General features: G+C 72.5%; 26 protein-coding genes. 19 read left to right on the forward strand and 7 right to left on the reverse strand.

Going from position 1 to position 25,927, the window contains the following annotated elements:
* The first annotated feature begins 97 nt into the window (after positions 1-97).
* On the forward strand, positions 98-820 hold the full coding sequence (locus ACIBCJ_RS02905) for an FAD binding domain-containing protein (protein ID WP_362107999.1): 723 nt from the start codon (positions 98-100) through the stop codon (positions 818-820).
* A gap of 30 nt (positions 821-850) precedes the next feature.
* Here the strand turns inward: ACIBCJ_RS02905 and ACIBCJ_RS02910 are convergent, their stop codons facing one another.
* Both ACIBCJ_RS02910 and ACIBCJ_RS02915 read right to left on the reverse strand, forming a co-directional pair.
* The gene (locus ACIBCJ_RS02910) at positions 851-1,690 is read right to left on the reverse strand and encodes a lysozyme (protein ID WP_365978684.1); all 840 of its coding nucleotides are present in this window, start codon (positions 1,688-1,690) and stop codon (positions 851-853) included.
* Positions 1,691-1,758: 68 nt separating this feature from the next.
* Positions 1,759-2,619, reverse strand: a complete 861-nt coding sequence (locus ACIBCJ_RS02915) for a PhzF family phenazine biosynthesis isomerase (RefSeq protein ID WP_365978683.1) — start codon at positions 2,617-2,619, stop codon at positions 1,759-1,761.
* Positions 2,620-2,705: 86 nt separating this feature from the next.
* On the opposite strand from ACIBCJ_RS02915, the gene ACIBCJ_RS02920 reads away from it, so the two are divergent.
* The 6 genes from ACIBCJ_RS02920 to ACIBCJ_RS02945 all read left to right on the forward strand — a co-directional run bounded on the left by ACIBCJ_RS02920 (position 2,706) and on the right by ACIBCJ_RS02945 (position 8,459).
* Positions 2,706-3,593, forward strand: a complete 888-nt coding sequence (locus tag ACIBCJ_RS02920) for a LysR family transcriptional regulator (protein WP_365978682.1) — start codon at positions 2,706-2,708, stop codon at positions 3,591-3,593.
* Between the two features lie 297 nt (positions 3,594-3,890).
* Positions 3,891-5,615: an ATP-binding protein gene (locus tag ACIBCJ_RS02925; RefSeq protein WP_365978681.1), complete on the forward strand. Its 1,725-nt coding sequence runs from the start codon at positions 3,891-3,893 to the stop codon at positions 5,613-5,615.
* 148 nt (positions 5,616-5,763) lie between these two features.
* Complete coding sequence (locus tag ACIBCJ_RS02930) at positions 5,764-6,183, forward strand: roadblock/LC7 domain-containing protein (RefSeq protein WP_166661561.1); 420 nt, start codon at positions 5,764-5,766, stop codon at positions 6,181-6,183.
* Entirely contained in the window at positions 6,180-6,536 is a 357-nt protein-coding gene (locus tag ACIBCJ_RS02935) for a DUF742 domain-containing protein (protein ID WP_362514214.1), read from the forward strand. The genes ACIBCJ_RS02930 and ACIBCJ_RS02935 overlap by 4 nt, the downstream gene beginning before the upstream one ends.
* The gene (locus ACIBCJ_RS02940) at positions 6,517-7,200 is read left to right on the forward strand and encodes an ATP/GTP-binding protein (protein ID WP_365978680.1); all 684 of its coding nucleotides are present in this window, start codon (positions 6,517-6,519) and stop codon (positions 7,198-7,200) included. The genes ACIBCJ_RS02935 and ACIBCJ_RS02940 overlap by 20 nt, the downstream gene beginning before the upstream one ends.
* A complete protein-coding gene (locus ACIBCJ_RS02945; protein WP_362107710.1) occupies positions 7,197-8,459 on the forward strand; it encodes a cytochrome P450 in 1,263 nt (420 codons plus the stop codon). Before ACIBCJ_RS02940 ends, ACIBCJ_RS02945 begins: the two co-directional genes overlap by 4 nt.
* A 15-nt stretch (positions 8,460-8,474) precedes the next feature.
* Here the strand turns inward: ACIBCJ_RS02945 and ACIBCJ_RS02950 are convergent, their stop codons facing one another.
* From ACIBCJ_RS02950 to ACIBCJ_RS02960, 3 genes are all read right to left on the reverse strand, one after another.
* Positions 8,475-9,698, reverse strand: a complete 1,224-nt coding sequence (locus tag ACIBCJ_RS02950; protein WP_365978679.1) for a cytochrome P450 — start codon at positions 9,696-9,698, stop codon at positions 8,475-8,477.
* Positions 9,699-9,924: 226 nt separating this feature from the next.
* The gene (gene pepE, locus ACIBCJ_RS02955; RefSeq protein WP_365978678.1) at positions 9,925-10,650 is read right to left on the reverse strand and encodes a dipeptidase PepE; all 726 of its coding nucleotides are present in this window, start codon (positions 10,648-10,650) and stop codon (positions 9,925-9,927) included.
* 34 nt (positions 10,651-10,684) lie between these two features.
* Positions 10,685-11,527 (reverse strand): IclR family transcriptional regulator, encoded by an 843-nt coding sequence (locus ACIBCJ_RS02960; protein ID WP_362514201.1) that lies wholly within the window; start codon positions 11,525-11,527, stop codon positions 10,685-10,687.
* Between the two features lie 131 nt (positions 11,528-11,658).
* On the opposite strand from ACIBCJ_RS02960, the gene ACIBCJ_RS02965 reads away from it, so the two are divergent.
* The 10 genes from ACIBCJ_RS02965 to ACIBCJ_RS03010 all read left to right on the forward strand — a co-directional run bounded on the left by ACIBCJ_RS02965 (position 11,659) and on the right by ACIBCJ_RS03010 (position 21,256).
* Positions 11,659-12,612 (forward strand): DUF1177 domain-containing protein, encoded by a 954-nt coding sequence (locus tag ACIBCJ_RS02965; RefSeq protein ID WP_362107721.1) that lies wholly within the window; start codon positions 11,659-11,661, stop codon positions 12,610-12,612.
* Between the two features lie 2 nt (positions 12,613-12,614).
* The gene (locus tag ACIBCJ_RS02970; RefSeq protein WP_362107724.1) at positions 12,615-14,018 is read left to right on the forward strand and encodes a cytosine permease; all 1,404 of its coding nucleotides are present in this window, start codon (positions 12,615-12,617) and stop codon (positions 14,016-14,018) included.
* On the forward strand, positions 14,015-15,352 hold the full coding sequence (locus ACIBCJ_RS02975) for a M20/M25/M40 family metallo-hydrolase (RefSeq protein WP_365978677.1): 1,338 nt from the start codon (positions 14,015-14,017) through the stop codon (positions 15,350-15,352). The genes ACIBCJ_RS02970 and ACIBCJ_RS02975 overlap by 4 nt, the downstream gene beginning before the upstream one ends.
* A gap of 104 nt (positions 15,353-15,456) precedes the next feature.
* On the forward strand, positions 15,457-15,621 hold the full coding sequence (gene rpmG, locus ACIBCJ_RS02980) for a 50S ribosomal protein L33 (protein WP_003978292.1): 165 nt from the start codon (positions 15,457-15,459) through the stop codon (positions 15,619-15,621).
* A gap of 29 nt (positions 15,622-15,650) precedes the next feature.
* Positions 15,651-15,773 (forward strand): type B 50S ribosomal protein L36, encoded by a 123-nt coding sequence (ykgO, locus tag ACIBCJ_RS02985; protein ID WP_003978293.1) that lies wholly within the window; start codon positions 15,651-15,653, stop codon positions 15,771-15,773.
* Positions 15,774-16,002: 229 nt separating this feature from the next.
* On the forward strand, positions 16,003-17,076 hold the full coding sequence (locus tag ACIBCJ_RS02990) for a polyprenyl synthetase family protein (protein WP_365978676.1): 1,074 nt from the start codon (positions 16,003-16,005) through the stop codon (positions 17,074-17,076).
* 127 nt (positions 17,077-17,203) lie between these two features.
* The gene (locus ACIBCJ_RS02995; protein ID WP_365978675.1) at positions 17,204-17,488 is read left to right on the forward strand and encodes a polyprenyl synthetase; all 285 of its coding nucleotides are present in this window, start codon (positions 17,204-17,206) and stop codon (positions 17,486-17,488) included.
* Entirely contained in the window at positions 17,481-18,539 is a 1,059-nt protein-coding gene (locus tag ACIBCJ_RS03000; protein WP_365978674.1) for a polyprenyl synthetase family protein, read from the forward strand. Before ACIBCJ_RS02995 ends, ACIBCJ_RS03000 begins: the two co-directional genes overlap by 8 nt.
* Positions 18,540-18,552: 13 nt before the next feature.
* On the forward strand, positions 18,553-19,713 hold the full coding sequence (locus tag ACIBCJ_RS03005; RefSeq protein ID WP_362514537.1) for an oxygenase MpaB family protein: 1,161 nt from the start codon (positions 18,553-18,555) through the stop codon (positions 19,711-19,713).
* Positions 19,714-19,822: 109 nt separating this feature from the next.
* Positions 19,823-21,256, forward strand: a complete 1,434-nt coding sequence (locus tag ACIBCJ_RS03010; RefSeq protein ID WP_365978673.1) for a WGR domain-containing protein — start codon at positions 19,823-19,825, stop codon at positions 21,254-21,256.
* A gap of 12 nt (positions 21,257-21,268) precedes the next feature.
* Here the strand turns inward: ACIBCJ_RS03010 and ACIBCJ_RS03015 are convergent, their stop codons facing one another.
* On the reverse strand, positions 21,269-21,691 hold the full coding sequence (locus ACIBCJ_RS03015) for a DUF350 domain-containing protein (RefSeq protein ID WP_365978672.1): 423 nt from the start codon (positions 21,689-21,691) through the stop codon (positions 21,269-21,271).
* An 81-nt stretch (positions 21,692-21,772) separates the two neighbouring features.
* Positions 21,773-22,873: a DUF475 domain-containing protein gene (locus tag ACIBCJ_RS03020; RefSeq protein ID WP_365978671.1), complete on the reverse strand. Its 1,101-nt coding sequence runs from the start codon at positions 22,871-22,873 to the stop codon at positions 21,773-21,775.
* Positions 22,874-23,063: 190 nt separating this feature from the next.
* Here ACIBCJ_RS03020 and ACIBCJ_RS03025 point away from each other — a divergent pair, with 190 nt between their 5' ends.
* Entirely contained in the window at positions 23,064-23,519 is a 456-nt protein-coding gene (locus ACIBCJ_RS03025) for a Fur family transcriptional regulator (RefSeq protein WP_362107115.1), read from the forward strand.
* Positions 23,520-23,543: 24 nt separating this feature from the next.
* Positions 23,544-25,766, forward strand: a complete 2,223-nt coding sequence (gene katG / locus ACIBCJ_RS03030; protein WP_362107112.1) for a catalase/peroxidase HPI — start codon at positions 23,544-23,546, stop codon at positions 25,764-25,766.
* Positions 25,767-25,927: the final 161 nt, after the last annotated feature.

The following is a 25,927-nucleotide window of genomic DNA, read 5'->3' on the forward strand; positions in this document are numbered from 1 at the left end:
CCCCCTTCGCGGTACGGACAATCCCCTTGACCGTGATCGCCCGGCGGGAGGCGCGGTGCCGTCCGACCGCCGACTCCCGGGAAGCAGGTCGATCGCCATGCTGCTGCGTCAGCCCACGTCCGTGTCCGAAGCGCAGGAGTGCCTGGCGCAGGGGGCGGTGCCCGTCGGCGGGGCCACTCTGGTGTGGGCCACCTGGCAGCGCGACGGTTTCCCGGACCTGGCCATGTCGCTGCGCGGGCTGCCGGAGGCGACCGCCGTAGAACCCGAGTCGCTGGGTGCCGCCGTCGTGCTGCACCGGATAGACGACCGGGTGCCGGAGGTACTGCGCCGAGCGGCCGGCTCCGTGGGCACCGGAGCCGTACGGCGGACGGCCACCGTCGGCGGCAACCTCGTCGGCAGCAGCCTGCGCTGTCTGCTGCCCGCGGCCCTCGTGCTGGACGCGCGCGCCACGGTGCTGGGCCCCGACCTTCCCTACGAGACCGACCTGGCCGAGGTGATGGCCAAGCGGCACCTGCTGCTCTCCCTGCGCTGGCGCACCCCCCTGATCAGCGGCTACCGCAAGCAGCCCGCCGAAGCCGGCGGGCCGCCGCCCCTGGTGGTCGCCACCGCCGTGCACGCCGACGGCGAGGGACGGCACCGGCTGCGCGTCGCCGTCCGGTACGGCTACGACGTGCTCAGCGAGAGCACCGGATGCGACGCGGGTGCCGAGGACGCGCTCGGCGCCCTGGAGCGGACGGACGTCGGCGCGCTTCCGGCCGGGGCCCGGGACGTGGTGCGCGAACAGGTCGCCGACGTCCTGGGCACCCTCGCCGGCCGCTGAGCTGCGGCCGGCGCTCCGCCGGTCCGCGCGTCAGCCGTTGGCCAGGGCCTTGACGCGGTCCAGTGTTCCGTTGAACTTGTCGTGGTCCCCGACGGTCGGCCCGGAGGAGGTGTACTGCCACATGGTGTGGAAGTCCCAGCCTGCCGGGAGCGTCCCCGCGGTCGAGGCGTACCGGGCGATCCACAGCGGGTTGTTCGCGCCGAAACCGCTGTAGTTGCCGGTGCACTGCGTCCACCAGTTGGTGGAGGTGTAGACGGCGGCGTGACGGCCGGTGCGCTGCTTGTACCGGTCCAGGAAGGACCGGATCCAGCTCACCATCTGACTGTGCGTCCGCCCGTAGCAGGTGGCGCCGTACGGGTTGTACTCGATGTCGAGGACGCCCGGCAGCGTCTTGCCGTCCTTGGACCAGGCGCCGCCGTGGTCGACGAAGTAGTCGGCCTGGGCGGCGCCGCCCGCGGTGTCGGGGGTGGCGAAGTGGTACGCGCCGCGGAGCATGCCGACGTCGTACGAACCTCCGTACTGCTGGGCGAAGTTCGGGTTCCGGTAGGAGGTCCCCTCGGTGGCCTTCACATAGGCCCACTTCACGCCGCTCTTCCAGAGGGTCGACCAGGCGACGTTGCCCTGGTGGCTGGAGACGTCCACCCCCTCGGTCTGGGCGACGCGGGTGCCGACGGGCCGGCCCCGGACGCCTTCGTGGGCGAGGACGCCGGTGCCCATGTGGGCGGTGCCGCGAGCGGGCGTCCGGGTGTCGTCGGCGGAGGCCGTGGCCGGTACGGCGACCGAGGTCAGGAGGAGTGACTGGGCGGCGAGGACGACGCCTGAGGTGAGCAGGCGTGAGTGGCGTTTCGCCACGGTTATGGGTCTGCGCATGGCACCCATCCGAACCGCAGTCGGGCCGTACCGCATCCCACAGTCGCCCAGACGGTGTTGAGGCGGTCTCAGACAGCCGCACCGGAGACGGGAACGGCCTGTCCGGTGACCCGGGTGCGCGGATCGCCCGGACTCACCTCGATCAGCAGCTCGCTGGTCCGGCCCATGTCCTCACCCTGGCGGATCGCGATCGTGCCCGGCCCGGTGACCAGCCCCAGCTCGCGGAGGTACCCGCCGAACGCCGCGGCCGCCGCCCCCGTCGCCGGGTCCTCCACGACGCCGCCGACGGGGAACGGGTTGCGGGCGTGGAAGCGCTCGGCCGACTCGCGCCACACCAGGTCCACCGTCGTCCAGCCGTACCGCCGCATGATCTCGGCGAGCGCGTCGAAGTCGTAGTCGAGGTCGGCCAGCCGGGCCCGGGAGGCGGCCGCGAGGACGAGGTGGTCGTTGCCCCCGAAGGCCACATGGGCGGGCAGGTCGGGGTCCAGGTCGGCGGAGGTCCAGCCGAGCGCCCGCAGCGTGCCGTCGAGTTCGGCGGGCAGGGCCGGGCGCGAACGGGTCGGCACGCTGGTGAGGGTGGCCCGCACGGCTCCGCTCCCGTCGGACGTGGTCGACACCGGGATCTCACCGGCGGGCGTGTCGAGGACGATCTCTCCCGGACCCAGCCGCTCGGCCAGGGCGACGGCCAGCGCGACCGTCGCGTGCCCGCAGAACGCCACCTCGGCCAGCGGACTGAAGTAGCGGACCTCGAAACGCCGTCGCTCCACGTCGCGGGCGGTGACGAACGCGGTCTCCGAGTAGCCCACCTCGGCGGCGATCTTCAGCATCGCCGCCTCGTCCAGTGCGGAGGCGTCGAGGACCACTCCGGCCCGGTTGCCGCCGTCCGGGTCGTGGGTGAAGGCCGAGTAGCGAAGGATCTCTGTCGTCATGACGGACACGCTGCCAGCCGGGCACCGATCGTGTCCAACGATCGTTCGTGATCCCTTCCATCGGAAAACCGCATACCCTGAGGGCCGTGGACACCCGACTGCTGACGACCTTCACCGTGCTCGCCCGTACCGGTGGCTTCACCGCCGCCGCCGCCGAACTGCACCTTGCCCAGTCCACGGTCACCGTGCACATCCGCACCCTCGAACGGGACCTCGGCGTACGGCTCTTCGACCGGCTGCCGGCCGGCGCACTGCTCACCGACGCGGGCCGCCGGCTCCTGGAGCGGGCCGAGGAGGTGCTGGACGCGGTGGCGCGGCTGCGGGCCGGGAGCGAGGAGGCCGGTGCCGTGTCCGGGCGGGTCGTGATCGGCAGTCCGGAGTCCCTGTGCGCGAGCCGGCTGCCCGGCCTGGTCGCCGCCCTGCGCGCGAGCCACCCGGAGGTGGACGTCCACCTGTACGCCGCCGGGACCCCGGAGAGCGTGGCGGGGCTGCGCTCCGGACGCCTCGATCTCGCCCTGCTGCTGGAGGAGGAGGCCGAGTTCCCCGACGTGACGTCCGAACCGGTGGGTCGCGAGCCGATGGTCCTCGTGGCCGCTCCCGGACATCCGCTGGCCGGCCGGCCGCGTCCGGCGAGCTGGCCGGAACTGGCGGGGGAGAGCTTCTTCCTGCTGGAAGAGGGCTGCTCCTACAGCGACGCGCTGGCCCGCCGGCTGCTCGAAGTGCCGGACGGCAGTCCGCGGCTGACCAGGTTCGGCAGCGTCGACGCGGCGCGCAACTGCGTCGCCGCCGGGCTGGGACTGGCCCTGCTGCCCCTGACCACGGTGGCCGAGGAGCTGCGGCGGGGACGCCTGGTACGGGTCGACGGCCCCGACTTCCCCGACACACCGGTGCGGCTCGCCCGGCACCGCAGGCGGTGGACGGCGCCGGCCGCGCGGGAGGTCGCGCAGGTGCTGGCACGGCATCTGGGCGACTGAGCGGCCGTCGCGTCCGGCGGCTCTCCGCTCCACGACGTCCGAATCCCCTCCCGGAACATCCGGCCCAGGCAGAACGCGCGTACCACAGTGGTGCGTTCGATCGGCGGGATGTCGGGAAAGTTCGCTCCTCGGTGGGGTCTGCGGCCGGTCCGGCCTGCGTGGTCGACGCGGTGACTAGCATGAGCCGCAAGCCCGCCGGAGTGATCACCACGCACCCGGTGGCACGGCTTCGGCCCGCGGCCGACACACGTCGACCGGCCCTTTTTCCCCGTTCTCAAGGACCCGAGGGACCGCGGAATGCCAGTGTCTGCACCCCCCACCCCGCCCCGGACGCAGAAACCCCGCCGCTCCACCCCAGCCGTCCCCCTGCTCGTGCTGCCGGCCGCCGCCGCGGCCGCGGGTGCCGCCTGGGCGGCCGCTCCCGAGGCCGCCCGGAGCTGGACCGCGACCCTCGCCGTCACGTCCTGGCTGTGCGTCGCCGTGTCCGTCTGCCTCGCCTCCCACCTGGTCGCGCGGGCCCGCAGGACGGCGGCGGCCCGCCGCACGGAGATCGGCGCCCTCAGGTCCCAGCTGACCCAGGAGAACGCCGCACTCGTGCACCTGGTCAACGTCGCGTTGCCGGGCGTCGCGCAGCAGGTGCGCGACGGTACCGGTGCGGACGAGGCCGTCGCCCGCACCGCCCCGTCGGGTCCGCACCTGCGTCAGGTCGTCCAGAGCTTCGCCACTCTCGTGGAGGACGCCGTACGGCAGGCCGCGGACGCCGAGTCGCGGCGGCAGCGGGCGGTGCGGGAGGAACGCCGGGGCACCGCCGAACTGGAGCACCTGACGCACAGCACCCTGCCCGCCGCCGTGGAGAAGCTGCGGGACGGCACCTCGGCGGAGATCGTCCTCGCCGAGCTGGAGTGGCCGCGCGGAGCGCAGGCGCGTGCCTGTGCCGAGCTGTTCGTCCGGGAGCTGGCCCGCAGCGAACGGCGCACCCACGCCGCGCAGGCCGCCTCCGCCAAGTCGCTCAGCCGGGTCCAGGCCAAGGCCGTCAGCATGCTCGCCGACCTGAGGGACATGCAGGATCGTCACGGCGAGGAGGTCCTCGGCGACCTCCTGCGCCTGGACCACAGCACCTCGCAGCTCGGCCTCATCACCGACCGGCTGGCCCTCCTGATGGGCGGGCGCTCCAGCCGGGCCTGGAACAGGCCCATCGTGATGGAGAGCATCCTGCGCGGCGCCGTCGGCCGGATCGCCGCCTACCAGCGGGTCCGGATGCACTGCTCCACCGACGCGGCGATCTCCGGCTACGCCGCCGAGGGCGTCATGCACCTGCTGGCCGAACTCATGGACAACGCCGCCAACTTCTCGCCGCCCATCGACGAGGTCCACGTCTACGTGGAGGAACGTACCGCCGGAATCGTCGTCACCATCGAGGACAGCGGACTGAAGATGGCCGACGCGGCCATGCGCCACGCCGAGCAGGCGGTGTCGGGGCGGACGAACGACCTGGCCTCGCTGCAGGGCACGCGCCTCGGCCTCGCCGTGGTGGGACGGCTGGCCGCCAAGTACGGCGTCTGCGTGAGCTACCGGCCCTCGTCGCGCGGCGGCACGGGCGTCGTCGTCCTGGTGCCGCCCCAGCTGCTCGCCCAGCAGCGGGCCCCGGCGTTCGCCCTGACCGGCCGTACCCTCGGTGGCCGCGCCGCCGCCACCGTTCCCGGGCCCGCACCCGCCGCGGAAGCCCCGCCGCGCGCGCGGCGCGTGCCGGACGTCCGGCCGGCGGAGCGGACCGGCCCGCCCGAACAGGCGGCGCGGCCCGGCCCCGCGGCCGCCACGCCGGGCGGCCTGCCCATGCGCTCCCCGGGCCGCACGATGGCCGAGGCGGAGGCCGAGCGGGAACACCGGGCCCCCCACCGGCCGCCCGCCGACCCGGCGGCGTCGGCCCCCCGCGACGCCGGGGCCAGCTTCGGCGCCTTCCACCGCGGACGCCGGTCCGGGGCGACCGGGGCGCCGGAGGCCGAACGGCCCGCCCCGGGCTGAGCAGCCGGACCGTGCCGCCCGCACCGCACCGGCGCCGCTTCACAGGACGCGCACCGGTGCCCACCCGCCCCACAGCTCGTGTCGCACGTGAGATTGGAGGACCGGGCCGGTGACCGCAGCACCATCGACCACCGCCCCCGCACCCATCATGCAGACCACCGACAACAGCCTCACCTGGCTCCTGCAGAACCTCCTGGACCGCACCCCCGGTACCCGCCACGCCCTCGTCCTCTCCCGGGACGGTCTCAAGCTCTGCTGGACCGAACACCTCATGCTCGACCGGGCCGACCAGCTCGCCGCGATCTGCTCCGGCATCCAGGCACTCGCCCAGGGCGCCTCCGTCGAGTTCGGCAACGGCACCGGCGGCGTACGGCACTCCATGACCGAGTTCCACGGCGGGCTGCTGTTCATCGTGGAGGCGGGGGAGGGCGCCCACCTGGCCGTCGTCGCGGTGGAGGACGCCGACCCCGGCGTCGTCGGCCACCAGATGACCGAGATGGTGGAGCAGATCGGTGAGCACCTGAGGGCCGAGCCGCGCCACGCCGTCCCCGGGAGCGGCGCGTCGTGAGCCGCGGGCCCGTGGACACCGGTCCGCCGGACCGGCTCTACACGGTCACGGGCGGGCGCAGCCGCGCCGACGACTCGTTCGACCTCGTCACCCTGGTCGTCGCCGAGTGCGGGCCGTCGGCCGGCATGCAGTCGGAACACGTCCGCATCCTCGACCTGTGCCGGCACCCCACGGCCGTGGTCGAGATCGCCGCCGAGCTGGCCCTGCCGATCACGGTGGTCCGCATCCTGCTCGGCGACCTGCTCGCCACCGGCACCATCACCGCTCGCCACCCGCGCCTGGGGCGGACCGCCGCGTCCCAGCCCGACACCGCCCTGCTCCAGGAGGTGCTCCATGGACTCCGTAACCTCTGACGCCTCCGGCACGCCCGGCACCCCCGGTCCGACGGCCTTCCGGCCGACCGCCGTCCGGGGCTCCACCGCGTCCCCCGGTCGCAAGCCCCTGACCGACGCCGCGGAGACCGGACTGAAGATCGTCGTCGTGGGCGGCTTCGGAGTCGGCAAGACCACCCTCGTCCGCTCCGTGAGCGAGATCAGGCCGCTGAACACCGAAGAGGTGATGACTCAGGCCGGTCTCGGAGTCGACGACACCGGCTCGGTCACCGCGAAGACGACCACGACCGTGGCCTTCGACTTCGGCCGGATCAGCCTCAACGACCGGGTGGTGCTCTACCTGTTCGGCGCCCCGGGGCAGGAACGCTTCTGGTTCCTGTGGGACCGGCTGTTCGCCGGCACCCTGGGCGCGGTCGTGCTCGTCGACACCCGCCGGATGGACGACTCCTGGTACGCGATAGACCGGCTGGAACACCACCGCACCCCGTTCGTGGTGGCCGTGAACCGCTTCGACGGCGACGCCGCCCGGCACTCCCTGGACGAGATCCGGCTGGCCCTCGCACTGCCCGACCACGTGCCTTTGATCGACTGCGACGCGCGGGTGCGGACGTCGGGCAAGAACGTGCTGGTCACCCTCGTGGACCACCTCTACCAACTGGCCCTGGCCCAGGAGAGCGCATCGTGACCGACCTCGACCCCTCGCCCCGCCCCGTCGCCGCACCGGGCTGCCCCGCGCACCCGGACGCCGTACCGCTGGCCGGACTGGAGTACCAGCAGACGCCGTCGGAGCTGTACCGCGGACTGCGGGGCGAACACGGCGCCGTCGCGCCCGTGCTGCTGGACGGCGGCATCCCCGCCTGGCTGGTCCTCGGCTACCCCGAGGTCAGCTATGTGACCAGCCACGACGAGTTGTTCGCCCGGGACTCGCGGCGCTGGAACCAGTGGGGCGGCATTCCGCCCGACTGGCCCCTGCTGCCCTACGTCGGCCACCAGCCGTCCGTCCTGTTCACCGAGGGCGAGGAACACCGGCGGCGGGCCGGCGTCATCAGCCAGGCACTGTCCGGCATCGACCAGTTCGAGCTGGCCCGGGACTGCGGGCAGCTCGCCGACCGGCTCATCGCGGCCTTCGCCGGCAGCGGCCGGGCCGAGCTGATGAGCGGGTACGCGCACCCCCTGCCGATGATCGCCGCCGTGCGTATGTGCGGGATGCCGCACCACGGCCCCGAGACCCGGGAACTCGTCGAGGACCTGCGCATCTCCCTGGACGCGGCCGAGGGCGACGACCCCGTCGCCGCGTACACGCGGGTGGGCGAGCGCATCCACCGACTGGTCCGCCACAAGCGCGAGAGCCCCGGACCCGACGTCACCTCCCGCATGCTGACCCATCCGGCGGGGCTGACCGACGAGGAGATCGTCCAGGACCTGATCTCCGTCATCGCCGCCGCCCAGCAGCCCACCGCCAACTGGATCGGCAACACGCTGCGCCTGCTGCTCACCGACGAACGCTTCGCGCTCAACGTCTCGGGCGGCCGGCTCAGCGTGGGGGAGGCCCTCAACGAGGTGCTGTGGCTGGACACCCCAACGCAGAACTTCATCGGCCGCTGGGCCGTCAACGACACCCAGCTGGGCGGCCGGCACATCCGGGCCGGCGACTGCCTCGTCCTCGGCCTCGCCGCGGCCAACACCGATCCGCAGCTCTGGCCCGAGGCTCACGTCGGTGCCGAGAACTCCGCGCACCTGTCCTTCAGCAACGGCGAGCACCGGTGCCCCTACCCGGCGCCGCTGCTCGCCGACGTCGTGGCCCGCACCGCGGTCGAGACCCTGCTGGAGCGCCTCCCCGACCTCGTACTCGCCGTCGAACCGGGGGAGTTGACCTGGCGGCCGTCCATCTGGATGCGCGGTCTGACGACCCTGCCCGCTCTCTTCACGCCCGTGGTGGCCTGACCGCCGTGCGCCCGCTCAGGCCGCCGGAGTGAAGCGCACCGGCAGGGACTGCGGGCCCCGGGTGAACACGCCCCGCTCCACCACGTCCGCGCCGTCGGCGATCCGCAGGTCGGGCAGCGCGTCCAGGAGCTGTCCGACGCCGGTCTCGACCTCGGCCTTCGCCAGCAGCGCCCCGACGCAGAAGTGACGGCCGAGCGCGAAGGCGAGATGGTCGGCGGCGGCCGAGAAGGCGGTCGTCGTCGTCAGGTCGTCGCGCATGATGTCGAAGCGGTCCGGGTCGCGGTAGCGGCTCTCGTCCCGGTTGGCCGCGCCTATCAGGCAGGTGACGGTGGCGCCGGCCGGTATCGTGCCGCCGCTGAGCGTCACGTCCGTCGCCGCCTGACGCATGATCATGTGCACCGGCGGGGTGTAGCGGAGCGTCTCGGCGAAGGCCCGCGGGATCAGGCTCCGGTCCGCGCGCACGGCCGCCAACTGCTTCGGGTGCGCCAGCAGGTTGGCGAAGATGCCGGCGATCGCCTTGTCGGTGGTCTCGCCGCCCGCCGTGAGCAGCAGGCTGCAGAACGCCTTGATGTCGTCGTCGCTCATCCGGACCCCGTCCACCTCCGCGGCGCACAGCGTCGACAGCAGGTCGTCGCCCGGCTTCTCGCGGCGCTCCCGGATGACCGGGATCATGTACTCGGCGAACTCGGTCCGGGTGCGCGCACCGGCGGCGGCGACCGCGGGGTCCCCCGACAGGTTGCTCAGGAAGGCGATGACCGACGTGTACCAGCCGTGGAAGCGGTCGTGGTCGGCCTTGTCCAGGCCCAGCATGTCCGCGATGACGTCGACCGGGAACCGGGTCGCGTAGTCGGCGACCAGGTCGGCCCGCCCGGTGTGCCGGAACGCGTCGATCAGCTCACGGGAGTTGCGCTCGATCACCGGCAGGAACCGCTCCTGGAGGTCGGCCCCGCGGAAGGCGGGGGCGACCAGGGCACGCCGGACGGCGTGCTCGCGGCCGCTCAGCTGGAGGATCGTCCTCCCGTGCACCGGCTCGAGCTGCCAGTCGTAGTTCTCGGTCGTGAACTGACCGGCGCGGTCCTTGAAGACGCTCTCCACGTCCTCGTAGCGGGAGACGATCCAGCTCTGCGTGGCCTCGTGCCGGACGAGGGGTGCGCTCTCCCGCATCATCCGGTAGACCGGATACGGGTTCGCCGCGAACTCGGCGGAGAGGATGTCGGGGATCTGCTGCGCGGTGGACATGGGGCTCCTCGTTCGTCAACGGCTCGGCATCATCAGGCTATTGACGACGCGCCGGCTTCGACAGACCGCGCGGCGAGAGGGCCCGGGCGCGGGCCCGCCTCGCCGTCCACCGAGGTACGCGGCCGCGCGGCGCGGCGCCCCGGACGGTGAAGACCGGGGGAAGCGGGTACCGACCCGCCCTGCGGCGGACGCCGAAGGCCCGTACGGGCCACCGGCGTCCGCGTGCTCAGGAGCGGGAGTCGAACTCGCCCTTCACGTGCAGCAGTCCGGAAAGATCGGAGCCGACCGCCAGCTCGCGCGGAGCCGTACCCCGCCGGAACAGCCGGGCGTCGCGCTCGCCGCCGAGCACGGCCCGCTCGCCCTCGACCCGCAGCCAGGAACCCTCGCGCAGCCCCAGCACGGGTACGTCGTTCTCCTCCAGGAACTCCCGCAGCCGCTCCTCGCGCGTCTCGCCCTTGTGCGTGGAGTCGGGGTCCGGGTCGAGGTAGTGCGGATTGATCTGGAAGGGGACCAGGCCCAGCGTCTCGAAGGACGGCGGCTCGACGATCGGCATGTCGTTGGTGGTGCGCAGCGAGGGCGCCGCCATGTTGGTCCCGGCGCTGGCCCCCATGTAGGGCAGCCCGCCGTTCACCGCGTGGACCAGCGCCTCCCGCAGCCCCGTGCGGTACAGCGCGGAGAGCAGCCGGAAGGAGTTGCCGCCGCCGACGAACACGGCGTCCGCCTCGCCGAGCCGGGCGAGCGGGTCGCCGCCCTCGTGCACACCCCGCACGTCGATCCCGGCGTCACCGAGTGCGCCGCGGACCCGGGCGGTGTAGGCGTCGTGGTCGGCCAGCGCGTAGGGGACGAAGGCCAGCCGTGCTCCGGTGGGCAGGAAGCCGGTCACGGTGTCGAGAGCGTGTTCCAGGTAGCCGCGGCCGTGCTGGGTGGAGTTGGACAGGAGCAGGAGGTTCACGGGGTCGGTCCTCACAGACGGGTGGTTCGGTGGGTCAGGCGGTCGGTGCGGATCGGGGTGAGCGCGGACGCCGGTGGTGCTGGGGCGGGTGCGTCAGGCGCTGTTCCAGCAGCCGGACGGCGCGGGTCAGCGCCTCAAGCCGGTCCTCGGGCCCCTCGGGGAAGCGCTCCTTGGCGGCGCCGAGACTGAGGCTGCCGTAAGGCTCCGAGCCGAGGAAGACCGGCATCGCGACCGTGCCGATGCCGGCGTCGTACTCGCCGACCGTCCACGCGTAGCCCTGCGCGCGGACGGTGCGGAACTCGCGCTCCAGCTGGTCCGGGTCGGTGACCGTGCGCTCGGTGAAGCGCGCCATGGGGCGCCCGCGGAAGAGCCGGTGACGCTGGTCGTCGGGCAGGAAGGCGTAGAACGACTTGCTGGTGGCGCCCGCGTGCGCCGGGTACAGCTCTCCGACCAGCGGGTAGTAGCGCAGCGGCCCCTCCTCGCCCTCGACGGCGGCGACGCAGCGCATGTGGAAGCTGTCGGGCAGGCAGAAGAGCACCGTGTCGCCGGTCGCCGCCCGCAGTTCTTGCAGCACCGGTTCCGCGAGCAGCTCCAGGGAGCCCGACCGCTCCCACAGCCGGCCCAGGCGCAGGGCGGCCGGGCCGATCCGGTAGCGGCGGGTCGCCGGGTCGGAGACCAGGAAACCGCGGCCCGCGAGGGTGGACAGCAGGCGCTGGGCGACCGAGGTGTCCCAGCCGAACTCGGCGGCGATCTCGGTGACGCCCCAGTCCGGACGGGTGCGCTCGAACGCCAGCAGCACCAGCAGCGCGCGGTCGACGGTCTGCAGCGCCCCGGCGGGGGTCCTGCGGTCCACGGGCTGGACGGCGCGTCCGGCCATGGCGGCTCCTCTCCGTCGGATCTCATCATGCAGACCCGTATTGCAGATAACGGGAAACAGTTGCGGACAACGCTAATCGATCCCGAACCTGCTGTCAGCACCGCCCCGGTGCGGATCAGGAGAACTGCCCCATGTTGAAGTACGTCCTGGACCTCGTGGATCTGCTCGACGATCCCGACGTCGACGGCAAGCGCGTCGCCGCCCACCTGGACTCCGTGGCGGGTCCCGAGGGCTCCGGCGCCGAGGTCACCACCGTCACCGGTGAGCGCGGCTCGACGGACTTCGTGCTCGTGCGGATACCGGGCCGGGCCGGCCGCACCGGCGGCGGCCGCGCACGGACGCTCGGCGTGGTGGGGCGCCTCGGCGGCGTCGGGGCACGCCCGGAGGCGGTCGGTCTGGTCTCCGACGCCGACGGCGCCGTCGCGGCCCTCGCCACCGCGGCCAAGCTGCTCGACATGCGCCGCCGGGGCGACGTGCTCGACGGCGACGTGATCGTCGCCACCCACATCTGCCCGAACGCCCCGACCGCGCCGCACGACCCGGTGCCCTTCATGGACTCGCCCGTCGACATCGCGACCATGAACCGGCACGAGGTCACCGGCGAGATGGAGGCGGTGCTCTCCGTCGACACCACCAAGGGCAACCGGATCATCAACCACAAGGGCCTCGCCCTGTCGCCCACCGTCAAGGAGGGCTGGGTGCTCAAGGTGAGCGAGCGCCTCGGCGAGCTGCTGGCCGTGGTGACCGGTGAGCCCTTGGTCACGTACCCGGTGACCACCCAGGACATCACCCCGTACGGTAACGGTGTACACCACATCAATTCGATCCTGCAGCCGGCCACGGCGACGGCCGCACCGGTGGTCGGTCTCGCGATCACCTCCGCGGCGGCGGTGCCCGGCTGTCAGACGGGCGCGAGCCACGAGACCGACATCGCGGCCGCCGCCCGGTTCGCCGTCGAGACCGCGAAGGCCTACGGCGGCGGGCAGCTCGACTTCCACGACGACCAGGAGTTCCACGCCCTCGTGTCCCGCTACGGCCCGCTGACCCGGCTGCAGACCCTCGGCCGCGAACCCGAAGGGTCGTGATCATGACCACGCACGAGAACCCCGCCGGGGAGACGGCCGCCCGGGAAGCCACCGGTGCCGTGGGCAGCGACGACTACGCCCTCTCCCGCGTCCCCCGTGACAAGCGGCTCGGCTTCTGGACCATGCTGCTCCAGTGGCTCGCGCAGTCGGGCTCCATCTCGCAGTTCACCCTCGGCGCCACCATCGGCGTCGGCATGACCTTCGGCGACGCCTTCCTCGCGTTCACCCTCGGCGCGGTGATCCTCGAAGTCGTGATCTTCGCGATCGGTCTCGCGGGCATGCGCGAAGGGCTGGCGACACCCCTGCTCACCCGCTGGGCCGGCTTCGGCCGCAACGGGTCCGCGCTGGTCAGCCTGGTGATCTCGGTCAGCCTCGTCGGCTGGTTCGGCGTACAGAACACGATCTTCGGCGACAGCGTGTCCGCGCTCGTCGGCGGTCCCTCCTGGCTCTGGTGCACGGTCGCCGGCGTCGCCATCACCGTGCTCGTGATCTTCGGCTTCCGGTACATGGCCGTCTTCGCGAAGATCGTCACGCCGCTGTTCTTCGCCATGGTCGCCTGGTCGGTCACCGACGCGCTGAGCGACCACTCCTTCTCCGAGCTGATCCACTCCCCGGCGCCCGGCGAGTCCATCCCGCTCGCCGTCGCCGCGACCGCCATCGCGGGCGGCTTCATGACCGGCGCGATCGTCTCCCCGGAGATGACCCGCTACAACCGCAAGGGCAGCCACGTCTTCCTGCAGAGCGCCTCGTCGATGATCCTCTCCGAGTACATCGTCGGCCTGACCGGCGTCCTGCTCGGCCACATGGTCGGCAGCGGCCAGGTCTCCCAGATCGTGCTCTCCACCTCCGGCGTCTTCGGCGTGCTCGTCGTCCTGATGTCCACCGCGAAGATCAACGACTGGAACCTGTACGGCTCCTCGCTCGGCGTCGTCAACTTCTTCCAGGTCGTCTTCGGCAAGCGCGTGCACCGCGGGGCGGTCACCATCGTCCTCGGCATCGCGGGCACCGTCCTGTCCGCCGTCGGCATCATGACCCACTTCACCGACTTCCTGTCCGTGCTGGGCGTCGCCATCCCGCCGGTCGGCGGCATCATCGTCGCCGAGTACTGGGTGGTGCGCCGGATGCGGGCACCCCTGGACGCCACCCGCGAGGCCGGGACCCTGCCCGCCACCTCGCCGACCTGGGTGCCGATGTCCCTGGTGATCTGGGCGGCCGCCTTCTGCGTCGGCAAGTTCTACGACGGCGGCATCCCCGCCCTGAACTCCCTGCTGACCGCCTTCGTCCTCTACTGCGTCCTCGGCCTCGCCGGAGGGATCAGGGCCTACGGCACCACGGCCCTGGACGACGACACCACCGAACCCACCCCGGCCGCCGCCTCCGGCACGGCCACCGTAGGAGCACCGTGAGCACCACCGCACCCGGCCCCGTTCCGGCCGTTTTGGCCTCCGAAGAGGCGCAGCGGGAAGTCGTCGACCTGTGCGCGGAGCTGATCCGCTTCGACACCTCCAACCCCACCAGCGACGAGCGGGCCTGCGCCGACTGGGTCGTGGCCCGGCTCGCCGAGGCGGGGATCACCTCCGAACTGGTGGAGAGCGCCCCGGGCCGTGCCAACGTCGTCGCCCGCATCCCCGGCGCCGACCCGGCGCGCGGCGCGCTGCTGGTCCACGGCCACCTCGACGTCGTACCGGCCGACCCGGCGGAGTGGCGGGTGCCGCCGTTCTCCGGGGAGATCCGGGACGGCTACCTGTGGGGCCGCGGCGCGATCGACATGAAGGACACGGTGGCCGTGATGCTGGCCACCGCCCGACACTTCGCCCGTACCGGCACCCGGCCCGCCCGCGAGATCGTCCTCGCCTTCCTCGCCGACGAGGAGGCGGGCGGCAAGTACGGCGCCCACTGGCTGGTCGAGCACCGGCCCGACCTGTTCGCCGGCGTCACCGAGGCGATCGGCGAGGGCGGCGGTTTCAGCTACGCGCTCGACGACACCCGGCGCCTCTACCCGATCGAGAACGCCCAGCGCGGCATGGCCTGGATGGAGCTCACGGCCGAAGGGCGCGCCGGACACGGCTCCTCCCCGAACGACGAGAACGCCGTCACCGACCTCGCCGAGTCCCTCACCCGCATCGGCCGGCACACCTTCCCCGTCCGGCTGATCGAGCCGGTACGCGCCCTGCTCACCGAGGCCGCCCGCCTCAAGGGGACCGACCTGGACCTCGACGCCGAGGACCTGGACGCCGAACTGGCCAAGCTCGGGCACGTGGCCGACTTCATGCAGGTCGTGCTGCGCAACTCGGCCAACCCCACCATGTTCACGGCCGGCTACCAGACCAACGTCATCCCGGGCCGGGCCACCGCCCGCGTCGACGGCCGCTTCCTGCCGGGCCACGAGCAGGAGCTGATCGACACGATCGACGCCCTGCTCCTGCCCTCGGTCTCCCGCGAGTGGGTCAACCACGACATCGCCATGGAGACCGCCTTCGACGGCCCGCTCGTCGACGCCATGTGCGCCGCCGTACGCGCCGAGGACCCGGACGGCCACCCGGTGCCGTACTGCAACCCGGGCGGCACCGACGCCAAGGCCTTCACGAAACTCGACATCCGCTGCTTCGGTTTCAAGGGGCTCAAGCTGCCGCACGACCTCGACTACGGCCGGCTCTTCCACGGCGTCGACGAACGGGTGCCGCTGGAGGGGCTGCGCTTCGGGGTGCGGGTGATGACCCGGCTGTGGCGGGAGTGCTGACCGGCACGCCCGTCGGGAATGCGGCCGACGCCGTCGGCGTTGTACCGCGCGACTGACATGCGCGGGACAGAATCGCAGCCCGCGCCGCGGTCGGAAGGAGCACCATGGCACGCAGCACCGCACGCCCGGTCGTCAAGCTGAAGTCGACGGCGGGGACCGGCGTCACCTACGTCACCCGCAAGAACCGCCTCAACGACCCCGACCGGCTCGTCCTGCGCAAGTACGACCCGGTGGCGGGGGAGCACGTGCCGTTCCGCGAGGAACGCTGAACGGCGCCCAGGAGCCGGAGGAGGCAGTCATGAAGGTCCGCAACTCCCTGCGCGCCCTCAAGGCCAGGCCCGGCGCCCAGGTGGTGCGCCGCCGGGGCGTCACCTACGTGATCAACAAGAAGGACCCGCGCTTCAAGGCCCGCCAGGGCTGACACGCGTCCGCACGGCCCGGCCCCGCGATCCGCGCGGGGCCGGGCCGTGGCGTGTGTGCGGGCACCCCGGGACCGCCGGTGGCGACCGGCCGTGCGGCGTCGTGCGACCCGTGGCTCGGTGTACCCGACCCGACCCGACCCGACCCGACCCGACCCGCGCCGCACGGCACCACCGACCCTCCTGACACACTGCTGAGCGCGCCCTTGCCCACCTCAGGAGGACTTCGTCATGACCGAGCGGCCACCGGCCCGCGTCGCCGGGTACGAGCGCCGGTTCAACGCGCTCTTCGCGGAGTACTTCGACTCCCTGGCCGCGACGCTGGACAAGCCGTCCTTCAGCCGCTTCACCCCGGACTGCGTCGAGCTGCTGCGCGACCTGTCGCTGCGCGGCGGCAAGCGGATGCGGGTCGTGCTGCTGCACGAGGCGGCCCGGCTGGTGACCGACGAGCCGGTCGCGGGGCTGGACGCCGCCGCGCTGAGCATCGAACTGCTGCAGACCCACGGCCTGGTGCACGACGACCTCATCGACGACAGCGCCACCCGCAGGGGCGGGCCCACCACGTACTACGCCTACCGGGAGAAGTTCCCACGGCACCCCCGGGCCGCGCTCGCCCTCACCGTGCTCGCGGGCGACCTCGCGCTCGCCCTGAGCCTGCGCGTGCTCCTGGAGGCCGGGCTCCCCGTCGAGGTGCGGCAGGCCATGGTCGAGGTGCAGACCCGGGCCGCGACCGACACGTTCGTGGGACAGATCGCCGACCTGGAACGGGACTTCGGCGCCACCGTCCCGGACGAGGACGTCCTGCACGCCGTCGCCGACCACAAGTCGGCCCGGTACTCGGTCCTCGCCCCGCTGCGTCTCGGCCTCCTGGCCGCGGGGGCACAACCGGCCGACCACGAACCGGGCTTGAGCGAGTACGCCCGCCTGCTCGGCATCTGCGGGCAGATGCGTGACGACTACCTGGACCTCTTCGGCGACGCGGAGACGATGGGGAAGCCGACCGGAACCGACATCCGCGAAGGCCGGCATACGTACACCGTCGCCCGTCTCCTGTCCGCCGCGAGCGGATCCGAGCTGACCCTCGTCCACCGTGCCCTGGGCGACCCCGCCTGCACGCCGGAGACCATCGCCGCCGTCCGCGCGATCGGCGAGCGCGCCGGAGTTGCCGAGCGGATGCGCGCCGACATGCGGCGGTACGCGCAGCAGGCCCGCCTGGTGGCGGCGGGCTGGCGCCCGCGGTGGCGCGAGGACGCCGTCGCCTTCTTCGAGCGGCTTCCGCGGTGGAGCGTCGAGCGGGCCGCCTGACACCTGTTCCCCACGTCCCCCGAAGGAGTATTCGGGATCTTTCGCCCCCGGAGCCCGGTCATGATCGGACACCGGGGGCGCCGTCGACCGGACGCGCCTCCGACCACGTGATCCCCTGGGGAGAAGCATGACGCAGGCGAGACGACAGGGACCGGGCGGGGAAGAGCGGGCCGTGCTGCTGGTCGCCGGGCTGGCCGACCTGGCGGTGGGCGCGATCGGCTCGGCGGTGGGCGGACTGCGCGGGCTCCTCGGCCGCTCGGACACCGCCGACCTCGTGCGGGAGGCGGAGGAGGACCTCCGGGCCCGGGGCAGACTCGCCCTGGACCGCTGCACGCACGTACCACCCGCCCACCTGGAGGTCCTCGCCCGGCAGGTTTCGGCGCGCCGGGCGGCCGACGACGGCGATGTCTGACCGCTGGGACCCGGCCGGCTTCCGGGCCCGCATCGACGGTGTCCTGCGGGACTTCCTGGCCGAGGAGGCCGGCCGGCTCGTGGCGGTCGACGAAGCCCTGGCCCCCGTGGCCGAGCAGGTGCGCGGCGCCGCAAGACACGGCAAACGGCTGCGTGCCGCCTTCTGCTACTGGGGCTGGCGGGCGGCCGGACAACCCGACAGCGACGCGCTGGTGCGCGCGGCCGCCTCCATGGAGCTGGTGCACGCCGCGGCGATCGTCCACGACGACCTCATCGACGACAGCCCCCTGCGCCACGGCCTGCCCACCGCCCACGTGGCCCTGGAAGCCGTACTCGCGCGGGACGGCCGACCCGGCGCCCGGACGGCGGCACGCTCCCTGGCCATGCTGGTGGGCGATCAGCTGATGGCCCTCGCCGGCCGCCTGTTCACCACCAGCGGCCTGCCGGCCGCCTATCTCGCCCGCGCCCGCGACCTGTGGGCCGCGCTCGCCCGTGAGCTCGTCGCCGGCGCGTGCCTGGAGATCCTGCACACCGGCCGTTCGCCGGACACCGACACCTCCCTGAAGGTCGTCCGCTACAAGACCGCCAAGTACACCGTCGAGCACCCCCTGCTCATCGGCGGCCTGCTCGCCGGCGCCGCACCCGCGCTGCGGGACGCCTACCGGGCCTACGGACTGCCGCTCGGCGAGGCCTTCCAGCTGCGCGACGACCTGCTCGGACTGTTCGGGGACGAGGAACGCACCGGGAAGGCGGGCCTGGACGACCTGCGCGCCCACCGGCCCACCGCACTGCTGGCCGAGACCTGGAAGGCGGCCGACACCGGACAACGGGCCTGGCTCCACGGCGTCCTGGGCCGGGACGACCTGGACGCCACCCACCTGCGCGACGTGCGCCGGCTCATGGTCGAACTGAAGGCACCGCAACGGGTCGAGGAGATGATCGCCGCCCGCGTGGAGCGGGCCACCCGCGCCCTGGACGCCGCCGGGGCGCCGCCGCACGCACGCCGGGCGCTGCACGCACTCGCCCTCCTGGCCACCGACCGCCTGCACTGACGAGGAGAACGGGATGAACCCCACCGAGAAGTCGATGGACGCCCTGCGCCGCGACGGTGACGAACTGGCCGACGCGGTCGTCGCCACCCTGTTCGAGCGCGGCGAGGTCGGCACCTTCAACTCCCTGATGCGCTACGTCTCCACCACGGGCCAGGAACTCCCGGCCGGCCTCCCCGGCGTCGCCCGCGAGTACCTGCGGGTGACCGGCACCCCGCCGGACTGGGTGGACTGGGACGAGATGGAGAGGGCCCGGCTCTTCTTCATCGACAACAACGTGCACATCTCCACCGCGCTGTCGTTCGCGTCCATGCCCGCCTGTTACGTCGTCCCGAACGTCGCCCGGCTGCTGTCGGCCACCCACGGCCTGAACTACCCCTCCAAGCGCATGGCGGAGACCGGCCAGTTCACCGTCTACCTGATGCGGCCCGACGCCTTCGAGGCCGGCGGGCGCTTCCTTCCGGCCGCTCAGAAGGTACGCCTCCTGCACGCCGCCATCCGCCATCACCTGAAGCGGGAGGACCGCTGGGACACCGAAGCGCTCGGCGTGCCGATCTGCCAGGAGGACATGATCGGCGGACAGATGTTCTTCTCCCTGCTCGTCCTGGACAGCCTGCACCGGCTCGGCGTCCACCTGACCACCGAGGGCGCGGAGGCCTACTACTACGCCTGGCGCGTCGTCGGCGCCATCCTGGGCGTCGACCAGGAGGCCGTCCCCAGGACGCTCGACGAGGCACGCCGCTTCCTCGACCTGTACATGCTCCGCCACATGGGCCCCTCCGAGGAGGGCGCCCACCTGACCCGGCAACTGATCGACCTGTACGAGGAAGTGGTCCCCGGCACCCTGTTCGACCCGGTCGTCTCCGCGCTGATCCGCTACCTCGTGGGCGACACCTGCGCCGACTGGCTGAAGGTGCCCCGCACCGCCTGGGACACCCTGGTCAAGGCCGCCCCGCACCTCCTGGGCGTCCTGGAGACGATCGAGGACCGCTCACCGCTGGGCGCGTGGGCCCTGGACCGGATCGGCCACCTCACCACGGCCCTCGAACTCTCCTCCCTCACCCGCGGACGCGTCATGCACTACGCGATCCCCGAGCAGTTGAGGAAGGAGTACGGCGTCTCCGGCGCCGCGGCCCGTACCGGTCGCTGGACCCCGCCGCCCGCGACCGTCTCCTGAGCCGCACGCACCTCCCCCTGGCGACGGCCGACTGTCAGTGGCACCTCCTACGGTGTGATCAGTGGAACCCGCGGAACACGCCGCGGGCCCGGCCGGGGAGAGGTCTGCCATGTCGAGGACGTACCTGGAGCTGTCGCAGGACGACGGGAGCGCGCACAAGTTCTACGAAGTCACCGTCCAGGGACAGGTCGTGTCGGTGCGCTACGGACGGATCGGCGCCGCCGGACAGACCCAGACGTCCACCTTCGCCACCGACCGCAAGGCCGAGGCCGCGGCGGCCAAGAAGATAGGCGAGAAGCTGCGCAAGGGGTACGCGCCGGCCGTGCAGGGGCAGCGCGCACCCCGCGCGGTCACCCGCCGGCAGGTGACCTCCGCACCCTCCACGGCCCGCGCGGTCGCACCGGTCCTGTGGCGCTTCCGCACCGGCTCGGCAGCGTTCGGCATCCACATCGACGAGGACAAGTGCTGGGTGGGCAACCAGGCGGGCGACGTCTACACCCTCGCGCACGGCGGCGAGGTCCTCGCCCGCTACCAGCTGCCGGACGGCGTCAAGTGCCTGGTCGCCGACGACTTCTGGATCTACGCGGGCTGCGACGACGGCCGGGTCTACGACCTGTCCTCCAAACTGCCGTTCGCCGCCTACGACATAGCCTCCGACGTGGACATCTTCTGGCTCGACATCCACGAGGGAGTGCTGAACGTCGCGGACCGCGCCGGACGGCTCACCGTCATCGACCACGAGGACGAGCACCAGTGGGCGCGCGGCGGGCGCGGCGAGCACGCCTGGATGGTGCGCGCCGACGACCGCGCGGTCTACCACGGGCACACCCGCGGAGTGACCGCCCACACCCCGGACGGCAGCGCCGAGTTGTGGCACACGCCCACCAGCGGGGCCGTGCTCTTCGGCTGGCAGGAGGACGACGCGGTCTACGCGGGCACCGCGCGGCACACGGTCCAGCGGCTGTCCAAGGCCACCGGTGCCGTCGAGGCGACGTACCACTGCGACAGCCCCGTCTACTCGTGCGCCACCTCGCCGGGTGGCCGCTTCGTCTTCGCCGGCGACTCCGCGTCGTCCGTCTACTGCTTCGACCGGGACGGCACCCGGCTGTGGAAGCTCGGCACGGGCGGCGGCTCCGCCCTGTCCATGCAGTACCGCGACGAGCGGCTCTTCCTCGTCACCACCGACGGCTCCCTGGTGTGCGTGGACGCGAGCGAGACGGCGGTCACGGCCGCACAGCGGGGTTCGGTGCCCGTCGCCCGCGACGTCAAGCTCGCCGCCACCCTGCCGACGTACGCGCCCGCCACCGCCGCGGCCGCCGTGGCGACCGTGAGCGCGGCGCCCGCGGGCTCGGTGGTGGTCGAGTGCGTCCAGGAGCACGGCCGTACCCGGATCCACGTGATCTCCGAAGGGTACGACCACTCGTGGAACGTCCAGTTCCCGAGGGCGATCCGGGAGCCGGGCGCGCGGTACGTGGTCGACGCGCTGCACGCCGCGTCGGGCGGCTTCTACCGGGTGCGCGGCGACATCAGGCGCCTCCGGTGAGAAGGCGCCGCGTCAGGCGATCGAGGCCGCGATGACGGCCGAGACCGCGATGTTGCAGGACGCCGTCACCCACACGGCCGGGTGCGGCTCCTGCTCCACCAGCGTCGCGCCGAGCCGCCCCGGGGTGAGCAGGTCGACGACCAGGAAGGCCACGGCCATCATCACGAGCCCCAGCACCCCGAACACGGCCGTGGACACCAGGCCCTTGCCGAAGTCGTCGTACGTCGTCCATATGGAGGTGAAGACGATGCCGCCGATGCCGAGCAGCGCCGAGCTGAGCACCAGGGCGGCGTTGCGGTTGCGCTGTTCCCAGATCTGCCGGCCGAGCTTCCCCGGCGTCAGCACGTCCACCAGGACGATGCCGAGGACCAGGAGGACCAGCCCCAGGCCGCCGTAGGCGGCGGCCCGGCCGAGTCCGTTGACGATGTCGCTCATGGCGGTGCCGGCTCCGTAGCGTGAGGATCACGAGTGATCGCGGTCAAGGCGCTGCAAAATGTAGCGCACCCGCCGTCCCGCTCAAGAGCCGGTCCGCAGCGCGCGGTTGCGGCGCACGGAGGACCAGAAGGACGCGCCGATCAGGACGACGCCGACCAGGCCGGTGATGATCTCGTTGATCTCGTACTGGATGGTGACCAGCAGGATCACCGACAGGGCGCCGATGGCGTAGTGGGCGCCGTGCTCCAGGTAGACGTAGTCGTCGAGGGTGCCCTGGCGGACCAGGTAGACCGTGAGCGAACGGACGTACATGGCGCCGATGCCGAGGCCGAGGGCCATCAGGACGATGTCGTTGGTGATGGCGAAGGCGCCGATGACACCGTCGAAGGAGAACGACGCGTCCAGGACCTCCAGGTAGAGGAACATGAAGAACGCGGCCTTGCCCGCCAGCTTGACGGGGGAGCCGGACCTCCCCGACCGTTCCGCCTCCTCCTCCGCCTCCTGTTCGCGTTCCTCCTCGTCCTCGAGCCGCTGCTCGAAGAAGCCGGAGAGACCGCCCACGACCATGTAGGTGATCAGGCCGGCGATCCCCGCGAGCAGGACGGTCTCCGCCTTGTCGGCGTGCGTGCCGCCGTGCTGGTGGGCATGGGCGCCGAACACGGTCGCGGAGACCAGCAGCGCGATCAGGGCGATGCAGACCGACAGCATGTCCACCCGGCCCAGCTTGGCCAGCGGACGCTCCAGCCGGCCCAGCCACTTGATCTCCCGGTCCTCGAACACGAAGTCGAGGAAGATCATCATCAGGAACATGCCGCCGAAGGCGGCGATCGACGGATGGGCGTCCGTCACCAGCTCCTGATAGCGGTCCTTGTCGGTGAGCGCCAGGTGCACCGCGTTCCAGGGACTCAGCCGGGCACTGATCGCCACGATCACCACCGGGAAGACCAGCCGCATCCCGAAGACCGCGATCACGATGCCGACGGTGAGGAAGATCCTCTGCCAGAAGGCGTTCATCTTCTTCAGGATCCCGGCGTTGATCACCGCGTTGTCGAAGGACAGCGAGATCTCCAGGACGGACAGGATCGCCACGATGCCGAGCGCGGTCCAGCCGTCGTAGAGCACGCCCGCGGCCAGGCCCAGGGCGGTGACGACGAAGGCCCAGCGGAACGTCTTCAAAAGCACCGGCTACTCATTCCTGTCGTCGCGCTGTACGGGTCGGCCTCCCCTGCCAGTGCCCACCACGCACGTTGTCTACCACGTCGACCCGGAGCCACCCGGGCAGGCGTTCCGCACGACGCCCGGAGCGGCAACACAAGACTGGAATCCCTCGTTTCCTTGAGTGGTTCGTGCGCGAGGGAGTAGGTTCGCCGCCATGACGGCAACCCGGAACCCCCGGAACCCGGCCACCGCCGAGGAGCTGCGCCGGGCGGGACTGCGGGTGACCGCCGCCCGCGTCGCGCTGCTCGAGACCGTCCGGGAGGGCGACCACCTCGATGCCGAGGCACTCACCCTCGGGGTGCGCCGACGCGTCGGGCACGTCTCCCTCCAGGCCGTGTACGACGCCCTGCACGCCCTCACCGCGGCCCGTCTCGTGCGCCGTATCGAACCGCCCGGCAGCCCGGCGCGGTTCGAGGGACGGGTGGGGGACAACCACCACCACGTCCTGTGCCGGTCGTGCGGTGCCCTCGCCGACGTCGACTGCGCCGTCGGCGACGCGCCCTGTCTGACCGCCTCCGACGACCACGGCTTCGTGATAGACGAGGCCGAGGTCATCTACCGGGGCCTGTGCCCCGACTGCTCCACCCCCGGCAGTTCCCCAGCACTTTGATCCGCCCCGTTCGGAAGGATTCCCATGTCCGAGAACCACGACGCCATCGTGACCGACGCGAAGGCCGAGGAGACGGGTGGTTGCCCGGTCGCCCACGGACGCGCCCCGCACCCCACGCAGGGTGGCGGGAACCGCCAGTGGTGGCCGGAGCGGCTCAACCTGAAGATCCTCGCCAAGAACCCGGCGGTCGCCAACCCGCTGGGTGAGGGGTTCGACTACGCCGAGGCCTTCAACGCCCTCGACCTGGCGGCCGTGAAGCAGGACATCGCCGAGGTGCTGACCACCTCGCAGGACTGGTGGCCCGCCGACTTCGGCAACTACGGCCCGCTGATGATCCGGATGGCCTGGCACAGCGCCGGCACCTACCGCATCAGCGACGGCCGCGGCGGCGCGGGCGCCGGCCAGCAGCGCTTCGCCCCGCTCAACAGCTGGCCGGACAACGGCAACCTGGACAAGGCCCGCCGCCTGCTGTGGCCGGTCAAGAAGAAGTACGGCCAGAACCTGTCCTGGGCCGACCTCCTGGTCCTCACCGGGAACGTCGCGCTGGAGACGATGGGCTTCGAGACCTTCGGCTTCGCCGGCGGCCGCGCCGACGTCTGGGAGGCCGAGGAGGACGTCTACTGGGGCCCCGAGACCACCTGGCTCGACGACCGTCGCTACACCGGGGACCGCGAGCTGGAGAACCCGCTCGGCGCCGTACAGATGGGTCTGATCTACGTCAACCCGGAGGGCCCGAACGGCAACCCGGACCCGATCGCCGCCGCCCGCGACATCCGTGAGACGTTCCGCCGCATGGCGATGAACGACGAGGAGACCGTCGCGCTGATCGCCGGCGGGCACACCTTCGGCAAGACCCACGGCGCCGGCCCGGCCGACGCCGTCGGCGACGACCCCGAGGCCGCCGCCATGGAGCAGCAGGGCCTGGGCTGGAGGAGCACCCACGGCACGGGCAAGGGCGGCGACGCCATCACCTCCGGCCTTGAGGTCACCTGGACCAGCACGCCGACCCAGTGGGGCAACGGGTTCTTCAAGAACCTCTTCGAGTTCGAGTACGAGCTGGAGCAGAGCCCGGCCGGCGCCAACCAGTGGGTGGCCAAGGACGCACCGGAGATCATCCCCGACGCGCACGACCCGTCGAAGAAGCACCGCCCGCGGATGCTCACCACCGACCTGTCGCTGCGGCTCGACCCCGTCTACGGGCCGATCTCCCGCCGCTTCTACGAGAACCCGCAGGAGTTCGCGGACGCCTTCGCCCGCGCCTGGTTCAAGCTGACCCACCGCGACATGGGCCCGAAGTCCCTCTACCTCGGCCCGGAGGTGCCCGAGGAGACCCTGCTCTGGCAGGACCCGCTGCCCGAGCCCGAGGGCGAGACCATCGACGCCGAGGACGTCGCGACCCTCAAGACCAAGCTCCTCGAGTCCGGCCTGTCCGTGGCGCAGCTGGTGACTACCGCGTGGGCCTCGGCGTCCACCTTCCGCGGCAGCGACAAGCGCGGCGGTGCCAACGGCGCCCGCATCCGCCTCGAGCCGCAGCGCGGCTGGGAGGTCAACGAGCCCGACGAGCTGGCCCGGGTCCTGCGGGTCCTCGAAGGCGTCCAGCAGGAGTTCAACTCCGGCTCGGGCGCGAAGAAGGTCTCCCTGGCCGACCTGATCGTCCTCGGCGGCTCCGCGGCCGTCGAGAAGGCCGCCAAGGAGGCCGGCTTCCAGGTGGAGGTGCCGTTCACCGCGGGCCGCGTCGACGCGACGGAGGAGCACACCGACGCCGAGTCCTTCGAGGCGCTGGAGCCGGCCGCCGACGGGTTCCGCAACTACCTCGGCAAGGGCAACCGGCTGCCGGCCGAGTTCCTGCTCCTCGACCGCGCCAACCTGCTCACCCTGAGCGCGCCCGAGATGACCGTCCTGGTCGGCGGCCTGCGCGTCCTGGGCGCCGGGCACCAGCAGTCCCAGCTCGGTGTCCTCACCCGGACGCCCGGCTCGCTGACCAACGACTTCTTCGTCAACCTGCTCGACCTGGGCACCACGTGGAAGTCGACGTCCGAGGACCAGACCACGTTCGAGGGCCGCGACGCCGCCACCGGCGAGGTCAAGTGGGCGGGCAGCCGCGCCGACCTGGTCTTCGGCTCGAACTCCGAACTGCGGGCGCTCGCCGAGGTCTACGCGAGCGACGACGCCAAGGAGAAGTTCGTGCAGGACTTCGTCGCCGCCTGGGTCAAGGTCATGAACCTCGACCGCTTCGACCTGGCCTGATCCGACCCTTCCCCGGGGACCTTCCCCGGGGCCGGGGGGGGGGGGGGGGGGGGGGGGGGGGGGGGGGGGGGCGGCGGGGGGCGGGGGGGGGGGGGGGGGGGGGGGGGGGGGGGGCCGGCGGGGGGGGCCGGGGCCGCGGCGCGGGGGGGGGCGGGCGCGGG

The sequence above is a fragment of the Streptomyces sp. NPDC051136 genome (assembly GCF_044455745.1).
Taxonomy (GTDB): Bacteria; Actinomycetota; Actinomycetes; order Streptomycetales; family Streptomycetaceae; genus Streptomyces.